Here is a 19,863-nt window from a genome sequence, read left to right as displayed (position 1 = left end):
TGGGCTTTCCTTCTCAAACTAAGATTATCTCCCTAAATCTGGATTAGACACAAGCTTCGTATACACAATAAAACGATCTGGTGCGTCACCAATATACTCAAACGGATAGCACGTTGTTAGCGTCAGCGTCTCATAATCAGTTGGAACAATAATTGTTTCATCGTTTGCTCTCGTAATTTTAAAGTCTGTGATTTCATACACAAAATCACCATATGGTGTTGCGAATTTGATTTGATCACCTTTTTTCACATCTTCCAACTTACGAAAACTTGTATTACGGTGTCCACTTAACACAACATTTCCGCCTTGCCCTGGTAACATACTTCCAGAAAAATGTCCAACTCCTGATTTTAACTCTTTCGGATGCGTTCCTTCTACAACTGGAACCTCATATGAAAGAGATGGGAACTTCAGGTCACCCAGTTTCTCCCCTGGATCGGGAATCTTAGACCACATTTGTTTAAACTCTTTTTCCGCTTCCTCTGGCTCATACGATGTAATCACTGTATGAGCTAACAATGTTGTTTGCTTAGTAAGTTCCCAGCCAAAAAAAGCAACAATACCAAGACCTAACAAAATAATGGAAACGGGAATCCCAATGATTACCCATCTCCATTTTGATTTACGTTTATGTACTTTCTTTCTCTTCTTCATAAAATGAATTATGCTTGCTCTGTCTTACGAGCTAATCGCATCGCTGGAACTAATGCAGCTGCACCTAGAAGTACAATTAAGCCACCAATTAACATATAAGTTTGTTCATTAGATGCTGTATTTGGCAGTTCAGCATTTGTCATTGGAACAAAGTGACCAGTTGCGTTTAGCTCACGCTTCGCTTCCATCGCAACTTTCAATGCATTTACCATGCTTTTGAAGTTAGCTGCTTGTACCATTTCTCTTGTTGGGTTAATTGTCGCAAGCAGTTTTCCATCTAAATCTTTTAATTGAATTAATAAGTTATTATCCTTACTAATTGTATAGTTTAAAAGATCTAACGACTTCCCACTTTCATCTACAAGTGAAACTTGTAAATGTGCAAGTTTCGCACTATCGAGGAATAAACGAAGCATTTCTACTTTTTGCTCATTCTTTAAACTCATAACATCCTTCGCACCTGAAAGAATTTCACTCACTCGAGCTGCATTTGCATTAATTTGAGCTTGCTCTTGATCAGTTAAGCCCGTCTTTTGTAAATATGCATATAAATAGTCCACGTGATCAAGATTTAAAGTTTTTAATGCACTTACTAGCTTTTGTGAAGCTTCTTTTCCATTCGTATCCGCATGTGCAGCTGGTGCAGCAAACGCTGTTAAGCTAAGACTAAGCGCAGCAACTAATGAACCTTTTTTCATAATGTCTTTGAAATTCATGGTTGTTTCTCCTTTTTATAACAATTTGGTAATTTAAATATATCACGAAGAATCCTATGAGGGATAACTTAAACATGATTTCTCATTATCGGAGTTAGTATAGTCATATGGACACAACTTAGTTAAGTCCTTACAATGGATTTCAAGGAGGAAGTGTCCGTATGACAAACAAGAAATTTAATGAAGACTTTAAAAAAATGGTTGTTGAATTATATCGTTCGGGACAGCCCGTAAAAGAATTAAGCATATACAAGTCAATAATTCCAAAGCATACTCATGAATTATAAAATAAAGTCTTCTTTCAGTAAAAAAGGGTGCCCTTATGACAATGCTCGTATCGAGTCGTTTCATGCCATTTTAAAGAAAGAAGAAGTATATCGTACACAATATGTCACGTTTGAAGAAGTAAATCTAGCACTATTTCAATACATCAAGGGCTGTTATAACCGTAAGCGAATCCATAGTAGTATTGGTTATAAAACTCCCCAAGCAATAGAAGATCTAACTAAAGAAGTAGCTTAGATCTTCTATTGTTTGTGTCCAAAATATTGACTCAAATCCACCTTTTTAGTAAAAAACTATTTTGACCATGCTCATTTTAACTTAGCACTTCTTCCCTGTTAGTTATCTGTATACTAATTCCTTAAAACATCCGATTCCTTTTTTATTAATAAAGCTGCAGACTTTTTCTCCCTTGCTAAAATATATCCATAGGTTAACAAATAAAATAAAAAATAATTAGCATTATTTTTCACTCCAAATGAATTATATCCGGAGAGTGCAAAAATAAAAATTATCGCTAATATCTTATACTCTATTCTGCATAGGATAAGAATTAACAAAAGAATGTAGAATAATATAAAATACCCCACATCAAAAAATAAAATAATCCAAGGGTTTTCAGGAATTATAGGGGTATTGTATTGACCGATTATTCGAATATTCTCTGAAGCTCCACCTAAACCCATAATTTGGAATGAAAACAAATGTTTTATAAAATAGTCTATTAACATAAAGCGTGCATCCGTAGAATCACCTGCATTACCAACTCGACTCATCAAAGTAGATCCTAAAGATGTATTAAATGTCAATAAAAATGCAATCCCCATTACACATACAGTGATAAAATATTGCTTAATTTTCTTCGATCCATCCTTGAAACTCTGTCCATTATATAAAAGCACCATAAATGATATAACAAAGATACTTCTTGAACCGGTTAGCAAAATATCGATTACAAATAATAGAAGTAAAGTATACTTTAACTTATTATCCTTAACCCTCATTTGAACAATAATCATTGAAAAAAGGAAGAATACAGCATTATCTAATGGATGTCCAATTATGGTTTTAATTCTGTACCCTTCACGGTATGTTGACTCTAACCATGTCGCATTGCTTGTACTATAAAGTTCTTGAAAAATATTAATTTCTGTAAAATATTCAAAAATCCCTAGTAACCCAATTAATACTGAACAACAAATCATAACATTTACTGCCTTATTGACCTTTTTAATATTAACTTGCTTTTTACAATAAAAAAACAGGAAGAATGCGATAGGCCCAAGATAGTTATGAATTGCTAGTGGTAGTCCATCCATTCCTTTAACAACAAAAGTAACTCCAAAAAATGAAAAGAGTACTAATATACATAACAGAAAAATCTTATCAAAAATTATTTTTTTTGTTAATAAATTTTCTATAAAAAATAGAAAGAAAACAACTAACCAGGCAAGTACAAAAGGATGAATCTTTAATGGATTTAACTCATTATTATTATAAAAATCAAGAAGGAAAAAATCCCCTGTTAAGGCCAAAGCAATACTAAGTACTGGAATTATAAATAAAAAAGGGGTTTCCCGCCCTAAAAATTTTGTTAATAAATAAAAAATAAATCCAAGCAACAAATATATAAAGTATGCATAATAATTTGTTCCCAGTAAAAAAGAAAATGCAATAATGCAAATTAATGGGAGAACCAAATTAATAATAACTTGCTTTGATTTTATTTCCATATTTCCCCTCAACATCTTCTTAATATATTTAACTGAAAAATGTTTCCTTTATAGTATAGGTGTAAAGTGAATTGCACCACTGAACTACTACCCATACCGTATAAGCACCTGAAAATTCATTTATCAAAACACTAAATCAGTTATATATTTAATTATGTTTCAACCAACTACTTGATTGAACTAAACGATATACTTTATCTAGACATTAAGTAAACCATCCATAAAACAGTTAAAAATATTTTTTCCCATTTAAAGTGATGATACTGAATACTCAATGTGTTTTTGCAAACAAAATACAAAAACCTAATTCGAAATCTGCTGGACACAAAGTTCCTACAAGGACAATTCACTCATCTAGACGAATACATTCGATGATACTTAGGCGGCTAATCTAATTTAACATCAAATGTATTTTTCATTGCACTACTCTATAACAATACTTCTTTTCTATAATTTACTTGGTTTCATTAAGAATGTACCTATTTTTATAATTTAAATACATTTTTATTAATATTACCGAATATAATAATCGTGCCAGTGCCACACTAATTGCAGCCCAAATCACTCCAAAAGAAGGTACAGTAAGGAAAATCAAAAGTATAATTAGCCCCATTTGAATATACTTACCTAAAGTAATGAACATTGGTTTTCCTAAGGAATAAATAGCCTGTTCAATAGGAACAATAATAAATCCTAATATTGCCGAAATCAACATTATTTGAAGAATAGTAACAGCCCCTAAATACTTTTCCCCCAGAAAAAATGGGACAATTAGTGGTACTAAAGGTACCATACATAACATGAGGACAGAAACTATTACTGTAGGCTTTATAATTTTTTTAGTTTTGCTCACTACTTCTCGCCCATCTAGCTCTGACATTGTAGGTAGCATTACTTTTCCAAAAGCAAATGGAAGAAATGAAACAATGGCCGATAATTGGAAGGCAGCGTTATAAACTCCAATTTGCTCATAAGTAACCCAAATAGAAATCATAAAGAAATCAATTCTACCTAAAACATTATTAGGTATAGAAATCATTAACATCCACTTTTCATAATGAATAATCTCTTTTAGTAATTTTTTAGGGAAATGTGAAGAAAAGTAAATTTTAATAAATTTAAAATACTTAAATGCAAATGGTAAGGAGATTATAATTGGGATGAAGTATAGAATAAATACATACTTCAATAACAACATATTATTTAATAGTAAACTTAAAACTATAAGTATTAAAGTAAAATACCTAAATATGTTAATCAATGCTCTCAACTTGAATTTTTGAATGGCTTGTAAATAAGTATCATTAACAAATAAAAGTGATTCTCCTATATATCCCACGATTAAATATGGGATATATTGAATTATTTCATCTTTACCTTGGCTAGAAAAAATATGACTGCCAAATAAGATTAATCCTGTAATTACAGTTGCAGTAATAATTATTTTTGTGAAAAAATACAAACCAAATATACTTTGCATTTTCCCTTTATCTCTTGCTGAAAATCTTACTGCTGTATTCTCCATACCAAAATCAAAGAATGCACTACAAAAAGCTACAGTGACAAATACAAATGAATATTTACCATAATCTTCGGGACCAAGTTGCCTAGATAAAATTAAAATACTTATAAAACTCAATGCCTTTGTAATAATACTTTCTAAGAATACGATACTAAGATTTTTGAATAAAGAATGATTGACATACTTGTTTAAATTAACTTTTAAACTTTTCATATAAAAATACCTTTATCTTCATTTTTCATATTTAGTTTGTACATAATCCTCTATAAACTTCGTTATATCTCTGAATCATTTTTTCTAGAGAATATTCACGATTTAAATATTCTAAAGTTCCGTTATTACTCTCATACCGCTGGCGATAATCTTTATCAGTTACTAAATGATATAATTTTCGGGCTAGTTCTTGATGATTTTCCTTTTCAAAATATAAACCATACTCTTCATTTTCTTTTACAATCTCAAGAGGTCCCTCAAGTTTACTAACAACTACCGCACAACCAGCTGCTAAAGCTTCTACTACTACCAATCCAAAACCTTCATATCTAGATGGCAAAACAAAAATATCTACGTCTTTATATAACTTTTCTATATTCTCTACATTGCCTAGAAATTCAACATTTTCTTCTAAATGATATTCTACAATTAAATCATTTAATTCATTAATATGTTTTGGATCTGCCGCGCTTCCAGCAAAAAAGCAATTAAATTTAGCAAACCCATACCGATTCTTTAAAATATTAAGTGCTTTAATTAAAATATCTTGACCTTTTTTTTCTGGTACGATACGAGCGACACAGGCAATATTAAATGCATCTTTATTTCGAACGTTTAACTCTCGGCTACCACCAAACTTTTCAAGGTCTACCCCATTATAAATTAACTTTATTTTTTCTTTTGGAACGTATTTATTCACAACATTATAGACCGTTTTCGAAATAGTAATGTACATATCAACAGGATACTTATTTAATGCTTCATTATATATTTTAGTATCGTGTACAGTAAATACCAATTTTACTTTCATAATTTTCTTAAGCAAATATGCAAACTTTAAACTAAACGTATCATGACAATGAACAACATCAATTTTATTTTTCTTTATAAACTTACACGCTTTATAGATAGTACCTATATTTATAATGGGATTTCTCGTTCCTTCTTTTCTATTACATAATAAAAGGGAGTCTTTATTAAGAATTTCTATATACTCTTGACTCCACCTATCATTTATCACGCAAAGATAATGAGGAATTTCACTGTTTTTCACCATTAAGTCTACAATAATTCGTTCTAAGCCACCGCCAAGAAACAATTCGGAATTCAAATGCATTATTCTCATCCTAATTCTCCTATTCTACTTTAAGTTTAGCCTTTCTTGCTTTAGAATATCCGAATTACATGATATATTTATTCATTTGATTCACAAATACTAAAAATGTAACTACTTGATCTTTTTCAAGTGTACTCCCTTCCCTAAATAAATCTGCACAATCATTTTTTAAAGTCGTATCCTGGATTAAATTAATATTTTCATCATATCTTTCCTCATAAAACTCTTTTAGATATTTATTTGTTCTATACCAATAATCCATCGGATGCATATGATTTTTTGAATTTAATTTTAAACCCAGTTTATTTTTAACTAATTTAATACCTGCTGCTGGAATGCTCGTCCAAGGAACTGGAACTCCCTTCACAGTTATTACTTTTTTGTTTATTTTACCTTTTACTTTTTCATAAATAAAATCTGCAGCTTCCGGATAATATTCGTTTATCCATTTAATATAAATTCTGTGTCCTTTTCTATACTCTAGTGGCAAAGTTAAGCAAAATTCCATAAAATCAATATCTAAAAATGGAGAAATTGTCTCAGTATATTGGAACATAGGCTTTAATCCAGTATTTACTCCTGTAAATCCTCTATTATAAAATTTAAAAACCTCTTGGTCTTCTAAATGAAAAGCCTTATCTACATCGTACTCCACCTTATCAATCAGTTTAGTAGAATATGCTCCTGCGCCTGGTGCAAAACTTTTTCGTTCGCCCTTATCATAAAAAGTTCCAATTATTGCATCGCCAATTTGTCCAGTATGGATTATCCCATATTTATCTAGGTTGATATTACTAACCATACTTAACGTATGGGCAATAGTACAAGCTTGACTCCTCGCCCCCGATATTTTAACTGATTCATCAAAATATTTATAAATATATGTTCCATTGTCTAATGCTTTAAACATCCACTCTGTTTTTAATTTATCAGAAATTTGTTTGGGTATTTTTTCATCCAAGTAATCTGTTTGAGAGAAAGTATAGTTAAGCATATTAGTATATCCCATAGTATGAGCAACCCAGGCGGTCATTCTAGAATCTAATCCACCACTTAATGCTACCAAATGTTTATAACCATACTCTAAATCTTTTTCGAATGCTCTCTTAATTGCATTCTTAAAAAGAACGTCTAATTTTTCCAACGCCTCTGCTTCTGAAATCTCAATAGGCCTATTATTTAAAGTATAGTAACACTTTTTGTCAATTCCACTTGTAGAATACTCAATGTAATGCCCCGGTGTTAACCTATACACATCTTCAAACAAAGTTTCATTACACAACACATGAGAATGCGTCATTAAACTATAAGCAGCATTATGATTAATACGGAATTTTCCACCTGTTTTTTCACAAACTAACTTTATAAGCACTTCAAATTCAGTAGCAAAATAAAGTGTGTTCTCCTTCTCATGAATATGGTAAAAAATCTCTTTATCACCTACATGATTTGTATATAGGGTAAAGAGATTTTCGTCTTTGTTAAGCAAAGCCCCTCCAAAACTTCCTCTAAACTTTTGGAAGAACGTTTTAGGATCTATATTAGACATCTTATTTAGCAACGTCTCTATTCTGTCTTCATTAACATTATATTCTCTATACAAATCGCCCTTATTTAAAATAACACCATCTAAAATGGAGAAATGATTTTGATTTTCTTTAAACATTTTATCTTTTTCAAATTTCTTAATTGTATTTCTGAAAAATTTCCCATATAACAGTGGAGTAGTAATTTTTCTTTCCTCTTCAATTAAATGCTGATTTTCATCGATAATGTCATAAATATTAATATCCTTATCTAATATCTCTTTTTTATTTGAAATAAAGCCAAAAAATCCAGGCACTACGCTCAACTCACTTTAACTAAAATTTTTAGCTATAACTTTTATTAGGGTTTTTTTATAACTTTTTCATATAACGCAACAACATGATCTAACGAATTATAAACATTATATTTTGAACTTATTTTCTCAACATTATGTTCGCTCATTGAATTACTTATTGAATTATCATTCAATAGGTAGATGATTTTATTTTTTAACTCATCTATATCTCCAGGCTTAATAATGAATCCATTTTCCTTCTCAACTACAGAAGGAATAGATCCAACGTCAGTAGATATAACAGGTAACCCATAGCTCATTGCCTCTAAAACAGACATGGGCATACCTTCATTGTACGATGGTAATACATATATAACACTTTTGTGATAAATGTCTTCTATTTTCTTTTCATCTGATACCCAACCAGGAATAATAAACAAATCATCTAAATCTAATTCACTGATTTTTTGCTGAGCTTTTTCAATTTCACCATCACCAGCTAATACAAACTTATATTTACTATCTATTTTTCCTTTTAGTTTCGCACCAACTTCAATCAAATCATATGTACCTTTTCTCTGGGAAAGTACTCCCATTGTTGTGATGTATATTCCTTCTTCGGAATTATTGGACACCTGTTTCGGAAATACGGCATTGTCCAATGACACAACTTCCGTTTTACAGATTGACTCATAATATTCTTTCCACTGTTCTCCTAAAGCTAGTATAACAGTAACTTTATTTAACGTATCTATGATTTGTTCCTTACGTTTATCTGAGCTTTCATTATAAAAATCTTTAAATTGTGACCCATGCATATGTAATATGATAGGAATATTTTTTCGATTCAATAACTGTATAATCTTTCTCTTACGTACAAAACTACCTCTATAAGACATATGAATATGTGCTACATCATACTTACGACTTAATACATTCAGTTGGAAAAATAACTTTATATATTGACCTATAAAGTACATGATATTCACGAAATGATTGCTACCATAATACGTTGGGAAATATTCTAGATTTGTTTTTTTATTAAGGCCAGCTTGCATATAATTTTTCACCACTCTGGTAATCCCACCTGTTACTTTTAAGTGAGATCCGATCATGATAACATTCATTGATTCACCTTTTTTCTGATATTTTTTCTAAATCTCTTTTCCAATAAAATTATTAGGATACATCTTAATTTTTTAATGGAAAATTATACGTTTTCCATTAAAAAATTCTCTAATACACCTATAATGTTTTCGGTATTAGACTCATATTTTCTAAATTTCATATCCTTTACGGACTTTAATGCATTTTCTATTTCACTAACATCAAAAACTCCGTATATTAAATTGGAGTTTTTGAACTGCTCTATTATTTCAAATTGGTGATTGTCTACATGTTCACCATGCTCTACCATTCTAGGGATACCAATAACCTTTTTCTCTTTCTTTACTCCATTAATAATGGATCCTGTTCCTCCATGGGTAACAATTATTTCACTTTTATCTATTAAATTTAGAAATTCTTCCTTATTTAAAAAATTTTGATATGAATAAAAACGTGGTTCATATGTCGAATAACCAATTTGAGCAAATACGTCTTCAGAACTCACTTGTTTTTCTTCAATCAAACGATCAATTTCTTTTAATAGTCTATCAAATTGAAACTTTTGGGAACCTACTGTAATAAAAATCAATATATTCCACCTCCGTACTTTGCGTCAGGATAAAACTCCTTCATATCTTCCCATTGCACTAAAAATAAATCTGCATGCTTATACAATAATTTCCCAGTAATAGTCGGCGAAGTTATCTTAGAAAAGGATTCAATAAATATTAATTTCTTCCTAAACAATTTAGCTAATAGGCACATTGGCACTGTCGCTAATGCACCAGTTGAAATAACAACATCAGGTTTTTCCTTTAATAAAATTATTAAAGTTTGTACAAATAAAATTATTAATTTAAAAAAGAAAGTAAACTCTCTTCTGTTAATTTGAACTACATCATAATGCTTAATATCTCTTGAGTTAAATTGATAATTTGTTTTTTCTGTCAAAATAAAACTTTTATTTTTTTTCATCATGGGATATAACATCATTAATTGCTCTAAATGTCCCCCTGATGAAGCTGCAAAACATATTTTCAAAGCTCTCCCTCTTTCACTGGCTTTTCCTAGAAAATTAGTAAACTGGCGTATTTGCTATTCTTACTTCTATTTACTTTTTATATTAATGAAATCAAACACACACTTGTTTTTTATCAACTGCTCTCCTTCCTATAGAACGATACTTGATATCACTATTTTGAGCATCTTCTATTGCAAAACAGTTTCTACCATCGTATATATTTACTTCTTTCATTTCATTTTTAAATGTTTCTAGCGATATAGATTTTATTTCATCCCACTCTGTTAAAATAAATACAATATCAGTATCTTTAATGGCCTCAATGACTTCGTTCACATATTCTACTGCATCCGGTAATGCTCTCTTTGCATTATCCATTGCAATTGGATCATAAGCTTTTACATGAACCCCCATTTTGACTAGTTCTGGAACAATGACTAAAGATGCTGCCTCACGAATATCATCCGTATTTGGTTTGAAAGCTAATCCCAGTACACCCACTTTTTTTCCGTCCAATGTACCAAAATCTTCTACCGCCTGATCAAGTAACCTACGTTGCTGTTTATTATTAAACTCAATTACTGCGCTCAATAAACTGAAATCATATTCTACATTTTCTGCAATTTTCTTAAGAGCCTTCGTATCTTTAGGGAAGCAAGAACCACCGTATCCGATACCCGCCTTTAAAAATTGATTACCTACACGACTATCTAATCCCATTCCTACCGCTACTTGCTCAACATCTGCCCCTACTTTTTCGCATACATTAGCAATCTCATTAATAAAACTAATCTTTGTAGCTAAAAATGCATTAGATGCATATTTAATCATTTCTGCACTACAAATATCAGTCTCATATATAGGAATACCAAATGGTTCATTAACCTTACGGATAGTCGCTGATGCCTTTTCACAATCTGATCCAATTACAATTCGATCGCCATTAAATATATCATACACTGCAGATCCTTCACGAAGAAATTCTGGATTTGATACCACTTCAGCTTTAACACCTTCTGATAACAGTTTATTTAATTTGCTTTTAATGTAATGGTTCGTCCCTACAGGTACGGTACTTTTCGTTACCACAATCACGTCCTGTTGAACATTTTGAGAAATTTGTTCTACAACTTGATTAATATAAGTTAAATTTGCAGTTCCATCTTCATTTTCTGGGGTACCTACTGCAATATAAATAATGTTCACTTCTTTAAATGCTTTGAAATGATTAGTAGTAAATCTTAGGCGCCCTGCTGCGATATTTTTCATCATCAAAGTATCTAATTCAGGTTCATAAATAGGTGATTGTCCACTTCTCATTTTTTCTACTTTTTGTTCATCCGTATCTATACAGACAACATTATGTCCCACTTCTGATAGACCGACGCCTGTAACTAACCCTACATAACCAGTTCCTACTACTGCTATATTCATATTAGTGTATCTCCCTTGCAATCATTCTTTTTTGAATACAAGTTAGAGCGTATGCCATAACTTTTTATTAAATATGTATCCTATTGGTAATTCTGATGTATATTCCATGCTATTAGAAAGCATCTTTAGATCCAAATAACACCAAAACTGTTTTAAACATCAATTTAACATCAAACCATAAACTACGATGTTGTATATATGTTAAATCCAGTTCAACCATCTCTTTAAACCCAACACTATTTCTCTCCGTCACTTGCCAAAGCCCTGTACATCCTGGCGTAACAAGTAATCTCTGTTTATCATAAGAGGTATATTCCTTCACTTCTCTTGTAAGAGGTGGCCGTGGCCCAACTAAACTCATCTCACCTTTTAAAACATTTAATAATTGAGGTAATTCATCAATGCTTGTTTTGCGAATAAATTTTCCGATTTTTGTTACACGAGGGTCATCTTTCATTTTAAACATGGCACCCGATACTTCATTATGTTGTAATAAATCTTTTAATTTCTCTTCTGCATCAGTTATCATAGAGCGAAATTTATACATCTCAAATTCTTTCTCATTTTTCCCAACTCGGTTTTGTTTAAAAAAGATTGGACCCTTTGGATCTTCTAACTTAATAAGTAGTGCAATGATAAGAAAAATAGGCGAAAGAAGAATAAGACCACATAACGCACCTACTATATCCATTAAGCGCTTCATAAATAAATATAACCACTTTTGATTTACCTCTTCAGCAGCAAGTAATCCATTTTTCTTGACCGTTTCACCTGATACTTTCATTAAGGCCACTGCTATTCCACCTCACCTTTTATACATATACATTTTCTTTTTGTACAAGCTCATTCATATATTTAATTAATTCGTCTTTTAGCTCATCGTGCTGAAGTGCCATTTCAATCGTCGTCTGAATAAATCCTAATTTCTCGCCAACGTCATAACGTTTACCTTCAAAATCATATGCAAATACACGTTGGATTTCATTTAATCTTTGGATCGCATCCGTTAACTGAATTTCTCCACCGGCCCCTGTTTCTTGATCCTCTAGGAACATAAAAATTTCTGGTGTTAATACATAACGTCCCATAATTGCGAGGTTTGATGGAGCTGTTCCTTGTGTCGGTTTTTCAACAAATCTGCTCACTTGATAACTACGCCCTTTTTGTTCTAGTGGATCGATAATACCATAGCGATGTGTTTCATTTTCTGGAACTGTTTGGACACCAATTACCGATGACTTTGTTGCTTCATATTGATTCATTAATTGACGTAAACACGGTGTTTCCGCTTGAACAATATCATCACCAAGCAATACGGCAAATGGTTCATTCCCAATAAACTTACGTGCACACCATACTGCGTGTCCGAGTCCCTTTGGTTCTTTTTGTCTTATGTAGTGAATGTTAATTTTGGAAGAAGCTTGTACTTTTTCAAGCATTTCATACTTCCCTTTTTCTAATAAGTTCTGTTCCAGTTCAAAGGAATGATCAAAGTGATCTTCGATTGCACGCTTTCCTTTACCAGTTACAATAATAATGTCTTCAATTCCAGATGCAATGGCTTCTTCCACAATGTATTGAATCGTTGGCTTATCAACGATAGGTAACATCTCTTTCGGCATTGCTTTCGTAGCTGGTAAAAACCTTGTCCCCAGTCCAGCAGCTGGAATAATTGCTTTCCTTACTTTTTTCAAATCAGTACCCCAAAGCATTTTTTCATATATATGTATGTAGCGATAACAAAAAACCCTATCTATAGAGTCATATTTATAACCTCATAGGTAGAGTTTCTATCATAAATAAATTATGGGCATCTAACCCTACCTCACATCATGCTTTTGACAACAAACGCGTCTAAGGTAGAAATTTACTCTACCCACAGCATAGCCGAGTGTCTCCATTGATATTGGTTAGGAGGCATCACCAAGTTGTTTTCTCTTTAAAAGAGACCGAATATTTTTTTTCGTCTTATTTTCTCGGGCTCTTCTCGATAAATCATTTTTCCACTTATTAGTTCATACGTATTTTCCTTGAAGTAGTACAATGTAGAACTCCCAAATGTTTTCTCTACTGTTTCATACGCAGCTTGCAAGTGAAAGGACCGCGTTGTTGTGTTATGAGCATCTGATGATATGACATGTGTTAAATGATGCTCAATAAGTTGCAATGAAAACTTATTGATTTTCTTTCCGAACTTCCCTGTGACGCTTCCTGCGGTAATTTGTGTTAGTGCCCCTTGATTGACGAGCTTATACAACACATCGGGGCGTTCAATAATTTCCATATTCCGTTCTGGATGAACTATAACCGGCGTGATCCCTTTCACACGTAATTCATATAACATTTTTTCTGCATAGCGCGGGACATGGTTTGCTGGAAATTCAATTAATATATATTTATCGGTACGATTCAGTGTAACAATACATCCCAAATCATAGTCTTCTAATAACTCTCCGTACAACCTGATTTCTTGACCAGGTAAAATGGTTAAATTGATATCCTCTTCTTTTAATCTTTCATTTAACTGCTTTACCTGATGAAGAATGCTTTCTGCTAGATTCATATAAACCCCATTTTGGTGATGAGGAGTAGCAACGATTGTATGAATTCCTTCTTCGCATGCTGCCTTTGCCATTGCAATGCTGTCTTCGATTGATTGTGCTCCGTCATCGACATTAGGCAAGATATGACAATGTAAATCAATCATTCTATTTCATCCCCTCTTCACATATTCTTCACATACTGAATACAAGAAGAAAAGATGAATGTTCACCTTTCCTTCTTTTGCATTTAGTTAGAACCGTAATAGTAATATTCGGATCCATTTTGTTCTTTATCATTTAAGACAACGCCAAGTAATTTACCTTTTGCGCTATCTAATGATTGTTTTGCTTTAAGTGCCGCCTCTTTTTCTGTTGCACCACTTCGAATAACAAGTACAGAAGCATCACATTGATTTGCCATAATTTGTGCATCTGTAACTGGTAAGATTGGTGATGAATCAAAAATGACAAGGTCATACGTGCCATAAGCTTCTGAAAGTAAATCTTTCATCGAGCTTGCACCCAGTAATTCCGCTGGATTTGGTGGGATTGGACCACATGGTAAAAATGTTAAATTACCGATTTTCGTTTGTGTCACACATGTTCCTAGTGTTTTACTACGTGTTAATACACTTGTTAAGCCAAATATATTCTCCACTTGCATCATTTGATGTAATGCTGGTTTACGTAAGTCTGCATCGATAAGTAATACTTTCTTACCTTGTTGTGCGAAAACAACTGCAATATTAGCAGCCGTTGTTGTCTTTCCTTCACTTTGATTCGCAGATGTTACGATAAGAGAACGAATCTTCTTATCAATAGATGCAAATTCAATATTTGTTCGTATATTTCGGTATTGCTCTGACACAGATGATTTTGGTTGTTCATATGCAATCAGCTGACGGCGAGCACGTAATATTTTTTTCTTAAGAACCAATTGTATGACCCCCTACTCTCTTCGTTGCTGATAAACTACCGCTCTTTGTACCATCTTCCTCCATATGAGAAACGACGCCAAGAACCGGTACACCAAGTAGTTTTTCAATATCTTCTTCTTTTTTCATCGTGTTATCTAAGTACTCTAGTAAGAATGCAATTCCAACAGAAGCCATTAATCCAACAACAAATGCAATTGCTATATTTAACTTTTTATTTGGTTTGATTGGTGACTGACCTTCTGCTACTTCTGCTTTTGATAAGATCGTTACGTTATCAATACTCATAATTTTTGCAATTTCGCTTTTGAATATTTCCGCTGTTGTATTTGCGATATCACGAGCTAGTTTTACATCTTTATCTTGAACTGTAACAGCTATTACTTGTGAATCTTTCTCATTTTCTACATTAATTTTTCCATTTAACTCTTGAGTAGACATGCCTAACTTTAATTCACTCTTCACCTTATCTAAAATTACAGGGCTTTTTACAATGATCTTATATGTATTAGTTAATTGCACATTGGTTTGCACTTCGTTATACTGAATGATTTTCTCATCTTGTTTCTTTTGGTTAACAAGAATTTGCGTCGAAGTCTGATAAATCGGCGTTATAAAGTAGAAACTTACGATCGCGCTTACAAGTGCTGCACCAATCGTAATTACAAGGATCATAACTAATCGTTTTCTTAAAATAGCAAATAACTCTTTCAAACTTATTGTTTCTTCCATGCCTTCCTCCAGCTTTCAATAATTTGTTATAAAAACTTCTGAAAATAAATAATTTGTCAGGTTTTAGGCTGACAAAAAAATCTGGTATCTAGCCCTAAAGTTGTTTAGCGATAAATAACCATTTAACATATTACAGAACTTACATTAGTATAGCAAGAATGGTTGAGAAAATTGTTGGAGAAATTGACAAATATTATACTGCCGAATATGACGAGTTTCGACACAGTTTTTAATGTATAGGTTTTCATTTGTTATATACTGTCGATATATGGGTATTATTAATATTACTAGTGAATATACCATTGATTGATCTGTGTATTTATACTATCCTGTTTATAAAAATCTTACCTTTGTTAATTTTTATTTTGTTTCTTCTTAATCTTTCAATATCTTTTCCAGACTTTAGTTGATAAACTTTTTTCGAAGGTCCCCTATATTTTTTAATCAAACGTTTGTTTAAAAGTAAGAGAACTTACCTATCGACAAATCCTCTTACCTTTCGTCCATTTCTTCATAATTCGCTTCAATAACAATAAAAAAGATGAATGACCATACTCTCTTCATTCATCTCCCAACGTAAAGTTATGTTAACAAATCTTTATTCTTTCTTATCACCAATTGCAAATGTGATTTCAGCTTCACAAGCGATTTCACCATTTACAGTTGCTACTGCTTTTCCTTTTCCAATCGGTCCACGGACACGTGTCATTTCGACTTCTAGGCGAAGTTGATCACCTGGGCGAACTTGACGTTTGAAGCGGCAGTTATCAATACCAGCAAAGAATGCAAGGCGACCGCGATTTTCTTCCTTCTTCAGTACCGCAACAGCACCCACCTGCGCTAATGCTTCTACAATTAGAACACCTGGCATCACAGGATAATCTGGAAAGTGTCCATTAAAGTATTCCTCATTTGCCGTTACATTTTTAATCCCAACCGCACGCTTTCCTTCTTCTACTTCTAAAATTTGATCGACTAGTAGAAATGGATAACGATGTGGAATAATTTCTTTAATCTGTTGAATATCTAGCATATCATTCTCTCCTTATATACCAAATTGGTCATACCACCAACACACTGTCCTTATTATCCCATTCTCCATTGTTTTTGTCACGAAAAACAAGAAATGCTTTCTACCCAAAATATCTATTAGGACTATTCATACAAAAAAGATACACCCTTTTCCCTTCGCTAATCGGTATAACAAAATAATGGCAATTAACACGGAGGTTGGAAAAAGGTGTATATCAAAGTTAGGGAGAGAAAATATACATTATTTTCCTCGTATGTCGTATTCATAGCTCATTATAAAGGACAAAAACAAGAAAGAAAAATTCAATATTTACTCCTTTTTACCATCATACCCTTAATTTTCTACAAATTTCTACAAATTTCTTCATTTTTCTTATATTATCTTAAATAGCATATCTAGAAATTAAGATTCGCAATCCAGAACACTATGCTTTATAAAAAAATAAATCTTCGTGGATTAGCCTTTAATAAAAACCCTATAAAATATCATCACAAAAGATACATTTTCATTTTACATAAATGTCCAATATTACATATAAATTCTTTTAAATCTATTTAACGATACATGAAAATAGAGTATAACTAATAAGAAATTGTTGCTTTTCCTTGTTTATCTGTTAAATAAGGCATTCCGGAGTATTTGAAAGAAAAATTCAAATGAAATTAAAAGAAATACTTATATAATATTCTTCACTATCTCTCTTTCATTTCCTCAAATCGTTTCCCTTCTTAATTACTTATATAAAATTAGTAGCAATTCAAAATACCAACAATTCATTAGGCACTACCTCTCATTAATCACTGACCATAAAAATGTCTACAAGGTGCTTCAAAATATATTATCACAACTACACTAATAAACCTTTATATACAAAAAGCAGCGAGACCTCTCGTCCTAAAGACGAGGGGTCTCGCTGCTTTTTGTATATGGTATAAATAAAATCAGGTTCCATGTTAAATTATAACACGGATATTTATACATGTATATAGATGGTATATTAATAAGTCACAAAAAGTATTTCTAGTTTTTTTACTGGTCACACAATTAAATTAAGCTCATATTTCCATAAAAAGACCAGTATACAAATACCAATTATCCCCCAAACCATAAATAATCAAATTGTGTTACCGGCCCGAAAGAAATAAAGGCAGTGTATTCCTTAAATTTATAAAAAATAATTGTGACTAGTCATATTTAAATGTTTACCTTAGCCTGTTGTCCAAGTAGACTACTAAATAAACCACTTTCATCTTTTGCCAGTTGTGCGAAACTACCGTGTTGAATAATTTGTCCTTGATCCATTACAATTACTTGGTCAGCTTTACGTATAGTAGATAGTCTATGTGCAATGACAATAATTGTCATGCTTCCTTTCAATCTTTCCAATGCTTCTTGTATTTTCGCTTCATTTTCAGCATCTAACGCACTTGTTGCCTCATCTAATACTAAAATAGAAGGCTTTCGAAGTATCGCTCTAGCCAGAACAAGACGTTGTCGTTCTCCCCCTGAAAGTTTGACTCCCCTATCGCCAATCAGTGTATCCAATCCTTGCGAGAGCTTGCTAACAAACTCAGCGGAAGCAGAAAATTCCAAAGCTTCCCAAAGCTGCTCCTCACTTGCATTTGGTTCAACCATTCTCAAATTGTCTCTTATACTGGCATTGAATAGAAATGGATCTTGAGGAACATAGCTAATAGATTTCCTCAATGATAATAGGTCCTTACTTGTCAACGGTTTGTTATCTATTAATAACTGACCGCTCTCCGGCTGCATAAGTCCCATTATGATATCAATTAATGTACTCTTTCCAGCACCGGAACGCCCTGAGATAGCCGTCATACAATTTGCAGGAATACGCAAATTAATATCTTTAAGTGAGTACACAGCATTTTCTTTATTGTAGCGGAAAGAGATATTTTGACACTCAATAGATTGTTCTATCTGCATAGGATTTATACAATCATAATCCTGCTCTATATCTTGCAATTCTATACTTTTCTTACACGCTTCCTGTAATTGCAGCAAATCTTTAAAAGCGGGAAGATTCGCTGCAATTTGTTCCATGTTTGATTGTATACCTGCAAATCGTGGCCACAAACGAGAAAATATAAGAATAATTAATAATAATTGCTCCGTTTTCGTCTGAAACAGCTTAACAGATAAAAAGATAAGAATAGCAATGAAAACAGCTGATGCAATTTTATAAAAGAGTTGAGAATTATTTCTCACCTTAATATATGCAAACTGTTCACGTTCCACATCTTCTACCCAATTACGTAACCACATATAACGAGATCGTTCGAGTGTATTGCTCTTAATATCCTTAATTCCATTAAAATGATCAGTTATACCTGCAAGATACGCTTTTGAATTCTCTGAGGTTCGACCACCTAATCTTTTTGATTTTTTAATAAATCTTCGTGAAAGAAAGGCAAGTACCACAGCGCAACATAGTAAAAAAATTGTTATATCTGCCGCTAACCAAAAAGCGAAACCAATCTGTATAAATGTAAACATTAAAGAAGTGAGCAACTGTAAAAATAAATTAGTGCCTGCGCTAACACGCCCTAATTCCGTTGTCAAAGAATTGATAAGATCTGATTTTCTCTTTTTCACAAAAAAACTCCAGTTGGCCTGCAACAATCCACGATAAGTTTCCAATCTCAAATGATTAATAAAACGTATCTGGATTTTCGCATTACGAACTGTTATATTCCTTTGTAAAAGCGCTTGTCCCACGACCAATATAATATATATTCCTAATACAAGTGGTAATCCTAAAGTAGTTGGAAACTCACCTAGGAATCCAAGAACCCCTGAAAGAGGACTTGTCTGTTCATTCATCTTCGCAATACCGCTAATACTTATCATAGGAATTAATAATAAAATGCCGATTCCTTCTACAAGACTGACCAATACCATTCCCATGAGATTAACAATGAGAATGTTTCCAGTAAAAGAGTATAACCGCTTTGTAAAATATAAAATATTTCTCATTT

18 protein-coding genes and 1 pseudogene are annotated in these 19,863 nt (G+C 32.3%); 2 read left to right on the top strand and 17 right to left on the bottom strand.

The window, feature by feature from the left end; translation table 11 throughout:
* Nucleotides 1–24: 24 nt before the first annotated feature.
* Complete coding sequence (locus B5P42_RS05080) at nucleotides 25–654, bottom strand: class D sortase (RefSeq protein ID WP_078213853.1); 630 nt, start codon at nucleotides 652–654, stop codon at nucleotides 25–27.
* An 8-nt stretch (nucleotides 655–662) separates the two neighbouring features.
* The gene (locus tag B5P42_RS05075; RefSeq protein ID WP_078213854.1) at nucleotides 663–1,370 is read right to left on the bottom strand and encodes an LPXTG cell wall anchor domain-containing protein; all 708 of its coding nucleotides are present in this window, start codon (nucleotides 1,368–1,370) and stop codon (nucleotides 663–665) included.
* A 161-nt stretch (nucleotides 1,371–1,531) separates the two neighbouring features.
* Here B5P42_RS05075 and B5P42_RS32515 point away from each other — a divergent pair, with 161 nt between their 5' ends.
* Together B5P42_RS32515 and B5P42_RS05070 are read left to right on the top strand one after the other, a co-directional pair.
* Nucleotides 1,532–1,657 carry a hypothetical protein gene (locus B5P42_RS32515; protein ID WP_255291059.1) on the top strand — a complete coding sequence of 42 codons (126 nt, stop codon included), beginning with the start codon at nucleotides 1,532–1,534 and terminating at the stop codon, nucleotides 1,655–1,657.
* Nucleotides 1,632–1,892, top strand: a pseudogene (locus tag B5P42_RS05070) (integrase core domain-containing protein); the annotation flags it as partial. The gene B5P42_RS32515 and the pseudogene B5P42_RS05070, both read left to right, overlap by 26 nt.
* A 113-nt stretch (nucleotides 1,893–2,005) precedes the next feature.
* Here B5P42_RS05070 and B5P42_RS05065 read toward each other — a convergent pair.
* The 15 genes from B5P42_RS05065 to B5P42_RS04995 all read right to left on the bottom strand — a co-directional run bounded on the left by B5P42_RS05065 (nucleotide 2,006) and on the right by B5P42_RS04995 (nucleotide 19,861).
* On the bottom strand, nucleotides 2,006–3,385 hold the full coding sequence (locus B5P42_RS05065) for a hypothetical protein (RefSeq protein ID WP_078213855.1): 1,380 nt from the start codon (nucleotides 3,383–3,385) through the stop codon (nucleotides 2,006–2,008).
* Nucleotides 3,386–3,839: 454 nt separating this feature from the next.
* Nucleotides 3,840–5,120 (bottom strand): flippase, encoded by a 1,281-nt coding sequence (locus B5P42_RS05060; RefSeq protein WP_078213856.1) that lies wholly within the window; start codon nucleotides 5,118–5,120, stop codon nucleotides 3,840–3,842.
* Nucleotides 5,121–5,151: 31 nt separating this feature from the next.
* The gene (locus B5P42_RS05055; RefSeq protein WP_078213857.1) at nucleotides 5,152–6,246 is read right to left on the bottom strand and encodes a glycosyltransferase family 4 protein; all 1,095 of its coding nucleotides are present in this window, start codon (nucleotides 6,244–6,246) and stop codon (nucleotides 5,152–5,154) included.
* 55 nt (nucleotides 6,247–6,301) lie between these two features.
* Complete coding sequence (locus B5P42_RS05050) at nucleotides 6,302–8,080, bottom strand: asparagine synthetase B family protein (protein WP_231348241.1); 1,779 nt, start codon at nucleotides 8,078–8,080, stop codon at nucleotides 6,302–6,304.
* A 44-nt stretch (nucleotides 8,081–8,124) separates the two neighbouring features.
* Nucleotides 8,125–9,132: a glycosyltransferase family 4 protein gene (locus tag B5P42_RS05045; RefSeq protein WP_233152550.1), complete on the bottom strand. Its 1,008-nt coding sequence runs from the start codon at nucleotides 9,130–9,132 to the stop codon at nucleotides 8,125–8,127.
* Between the two features lie 137 nt (nucleotides 9,133–9,269).
* Nucleotides 9,270–9,755 carry a PssE/Cps14G family polysaccharide biosynthesis glycosyltransferase gene (gene pssE, locus B5P42_RS05040; protein WP_078213859.1) on the bottom strand — a complete coding sequence of 162 codons (486 nt, stop codon included), beginning with the start codon at nucleotides 9,753–9,755 and terminating at the stop codon, nucleotides 9,270–9,272.
* The gene (gene pssD / locus B5P42_RS05035; protein WP_078213860.1) at nucleotides 9,752–10,207 is read right to left on the bottom strand and encodes a PssD/Cps14F family polysaccharide biosynthesis glycosyltransferase; all 456 of its coding nucleotides are present in this window, start codon (nucleotides 10,205–10,207) and stop codon (nucleotides 9,752–9,754) included. Before pssD ends, pssE begins: the two co-directional genes overlap by 4 nt.
* Nucleotides 10,208–10,298: 91 nt before the next feature.
* A complete protein-coding gene (locus B5P42_RS05030) occupies nucleotides 10,299–11,621 on the bottom strand; it encodes a UDP-glucose dehydrogenase family protein (RefSeq protein ID WP_078213861.1) in 1,323 nt (440 codons plus the stop codon).
* 112 nt (nucleotides 11,622–11,733) lie between these two features.
* On the bottom strand, nucleotides 11,734–12,414 hold the full coding sequence (locus tag B5P42_RS05025) for a sugar transferase (RefSeq protein ID WP_078213862.1): 681 nt from the start codon (nucleotides 12,412–12,414) through the stop codon (nucleotides 11,734–11,736).
* A gap of 19 nt (nucleotides 12,415–12,433) precedes the next feature.
* Complete coding sequence (gene galU, locus B5P42_RS05020) at nucleotides 12,434–13,315, bottom strand: UTP--glucose-1-phosphate uridylyltransferase GalU (protein ID WP_078213876.1); 882 nt, start codon at nucleotides 13,313–13,315, stop codon at nucleotides 12,434–12,436.
* 245 nt (nucleotides 13,316–13,560) lie between these two features.
* Nucleotides 13,561–14,328 (bottom strand): tyrosine-protein phosphatase, encoded by a 768-nt coding sequence (locus tag B5P42_RS05015; protein WP_087962902.1) that lies wholly within the window; start codon nucleotides 14,326–14,328, stop codon nucleotides 13,561–13,563.
* 83 nt (nucleotides 14,329–14,411) lie between these two features.
* Nucleotides 14,412–15,101, bottom strand: a complete 690-nt coding sequence (locus tag B5P42_RS05010; protein ID WP_113733762.1) for a CpsD/CapB family tyrosine-protein kinase — start codon at nucleotides 15,099–15,101, stop codon at nucleotides 14,412–14,414.
* Nucleotides 15,091–15,831, bottom strand: a complete 741-nt coding sequence (locus B5P42_RS05005) for a YveK family protein (RefSeq protein WP_078213865.1) — start codon at nucleotides 15,829–15,831, stop codon at nucleotides 15,091–15,093. The genes B5P42_RS05010 and B5P42_RS05005 overlap by 11 nt, the downstream gene beginning before the upstream one ends.
* A 598-nt stretch (nucleotides 15,832–16,429) precedes the next feature.
* Nucleotides 16,430–16,864 (bottom strand): 3-hydroxyacyl-ACP dehydratase FabZ, encoded by a 435-nt coding sequence (gene fabZ / locus B5P42_RS05000; RefSeq protein ID WP_002184592.1) that lies wholly within the window; start codon nucleotides 16,862–16,864, stop codon nucleotides 16,430–16,432.
* A gap of 1,194 nt (nucleotides 16,865–18,058) precedes the next feature.
* Nucleotides 18,059–19,861 carry an ABC transporter ATP-binding protein gene (locus B5P42_RS04995; RefSeq protein ID WP_113733761.1) on the bottom strand — a complete coding sequence of 601 codons (1,803 nt, stop codon included), beginning with the start codon at nucleotides 19,859–19,861 and terminating at the stop codon, nucleotides 18,059–18,061.
* Nucleotides 19,862–19,863: the final 2 nt, after the last annotated feature.

The organism is Bacillus sp. SRB_331 (genome assembly GCF_003264175.1).
GTDB lineage: Bacteria > Bacillota > Bacilli > Bacillales > Bacillaceae_G > Bacillus_A > Bacillus_A mycoides.
Note: the sequence above shows the minus strand (reverse complement) of the source record. Positions and strands in the feature narration are given on the sequence as shown.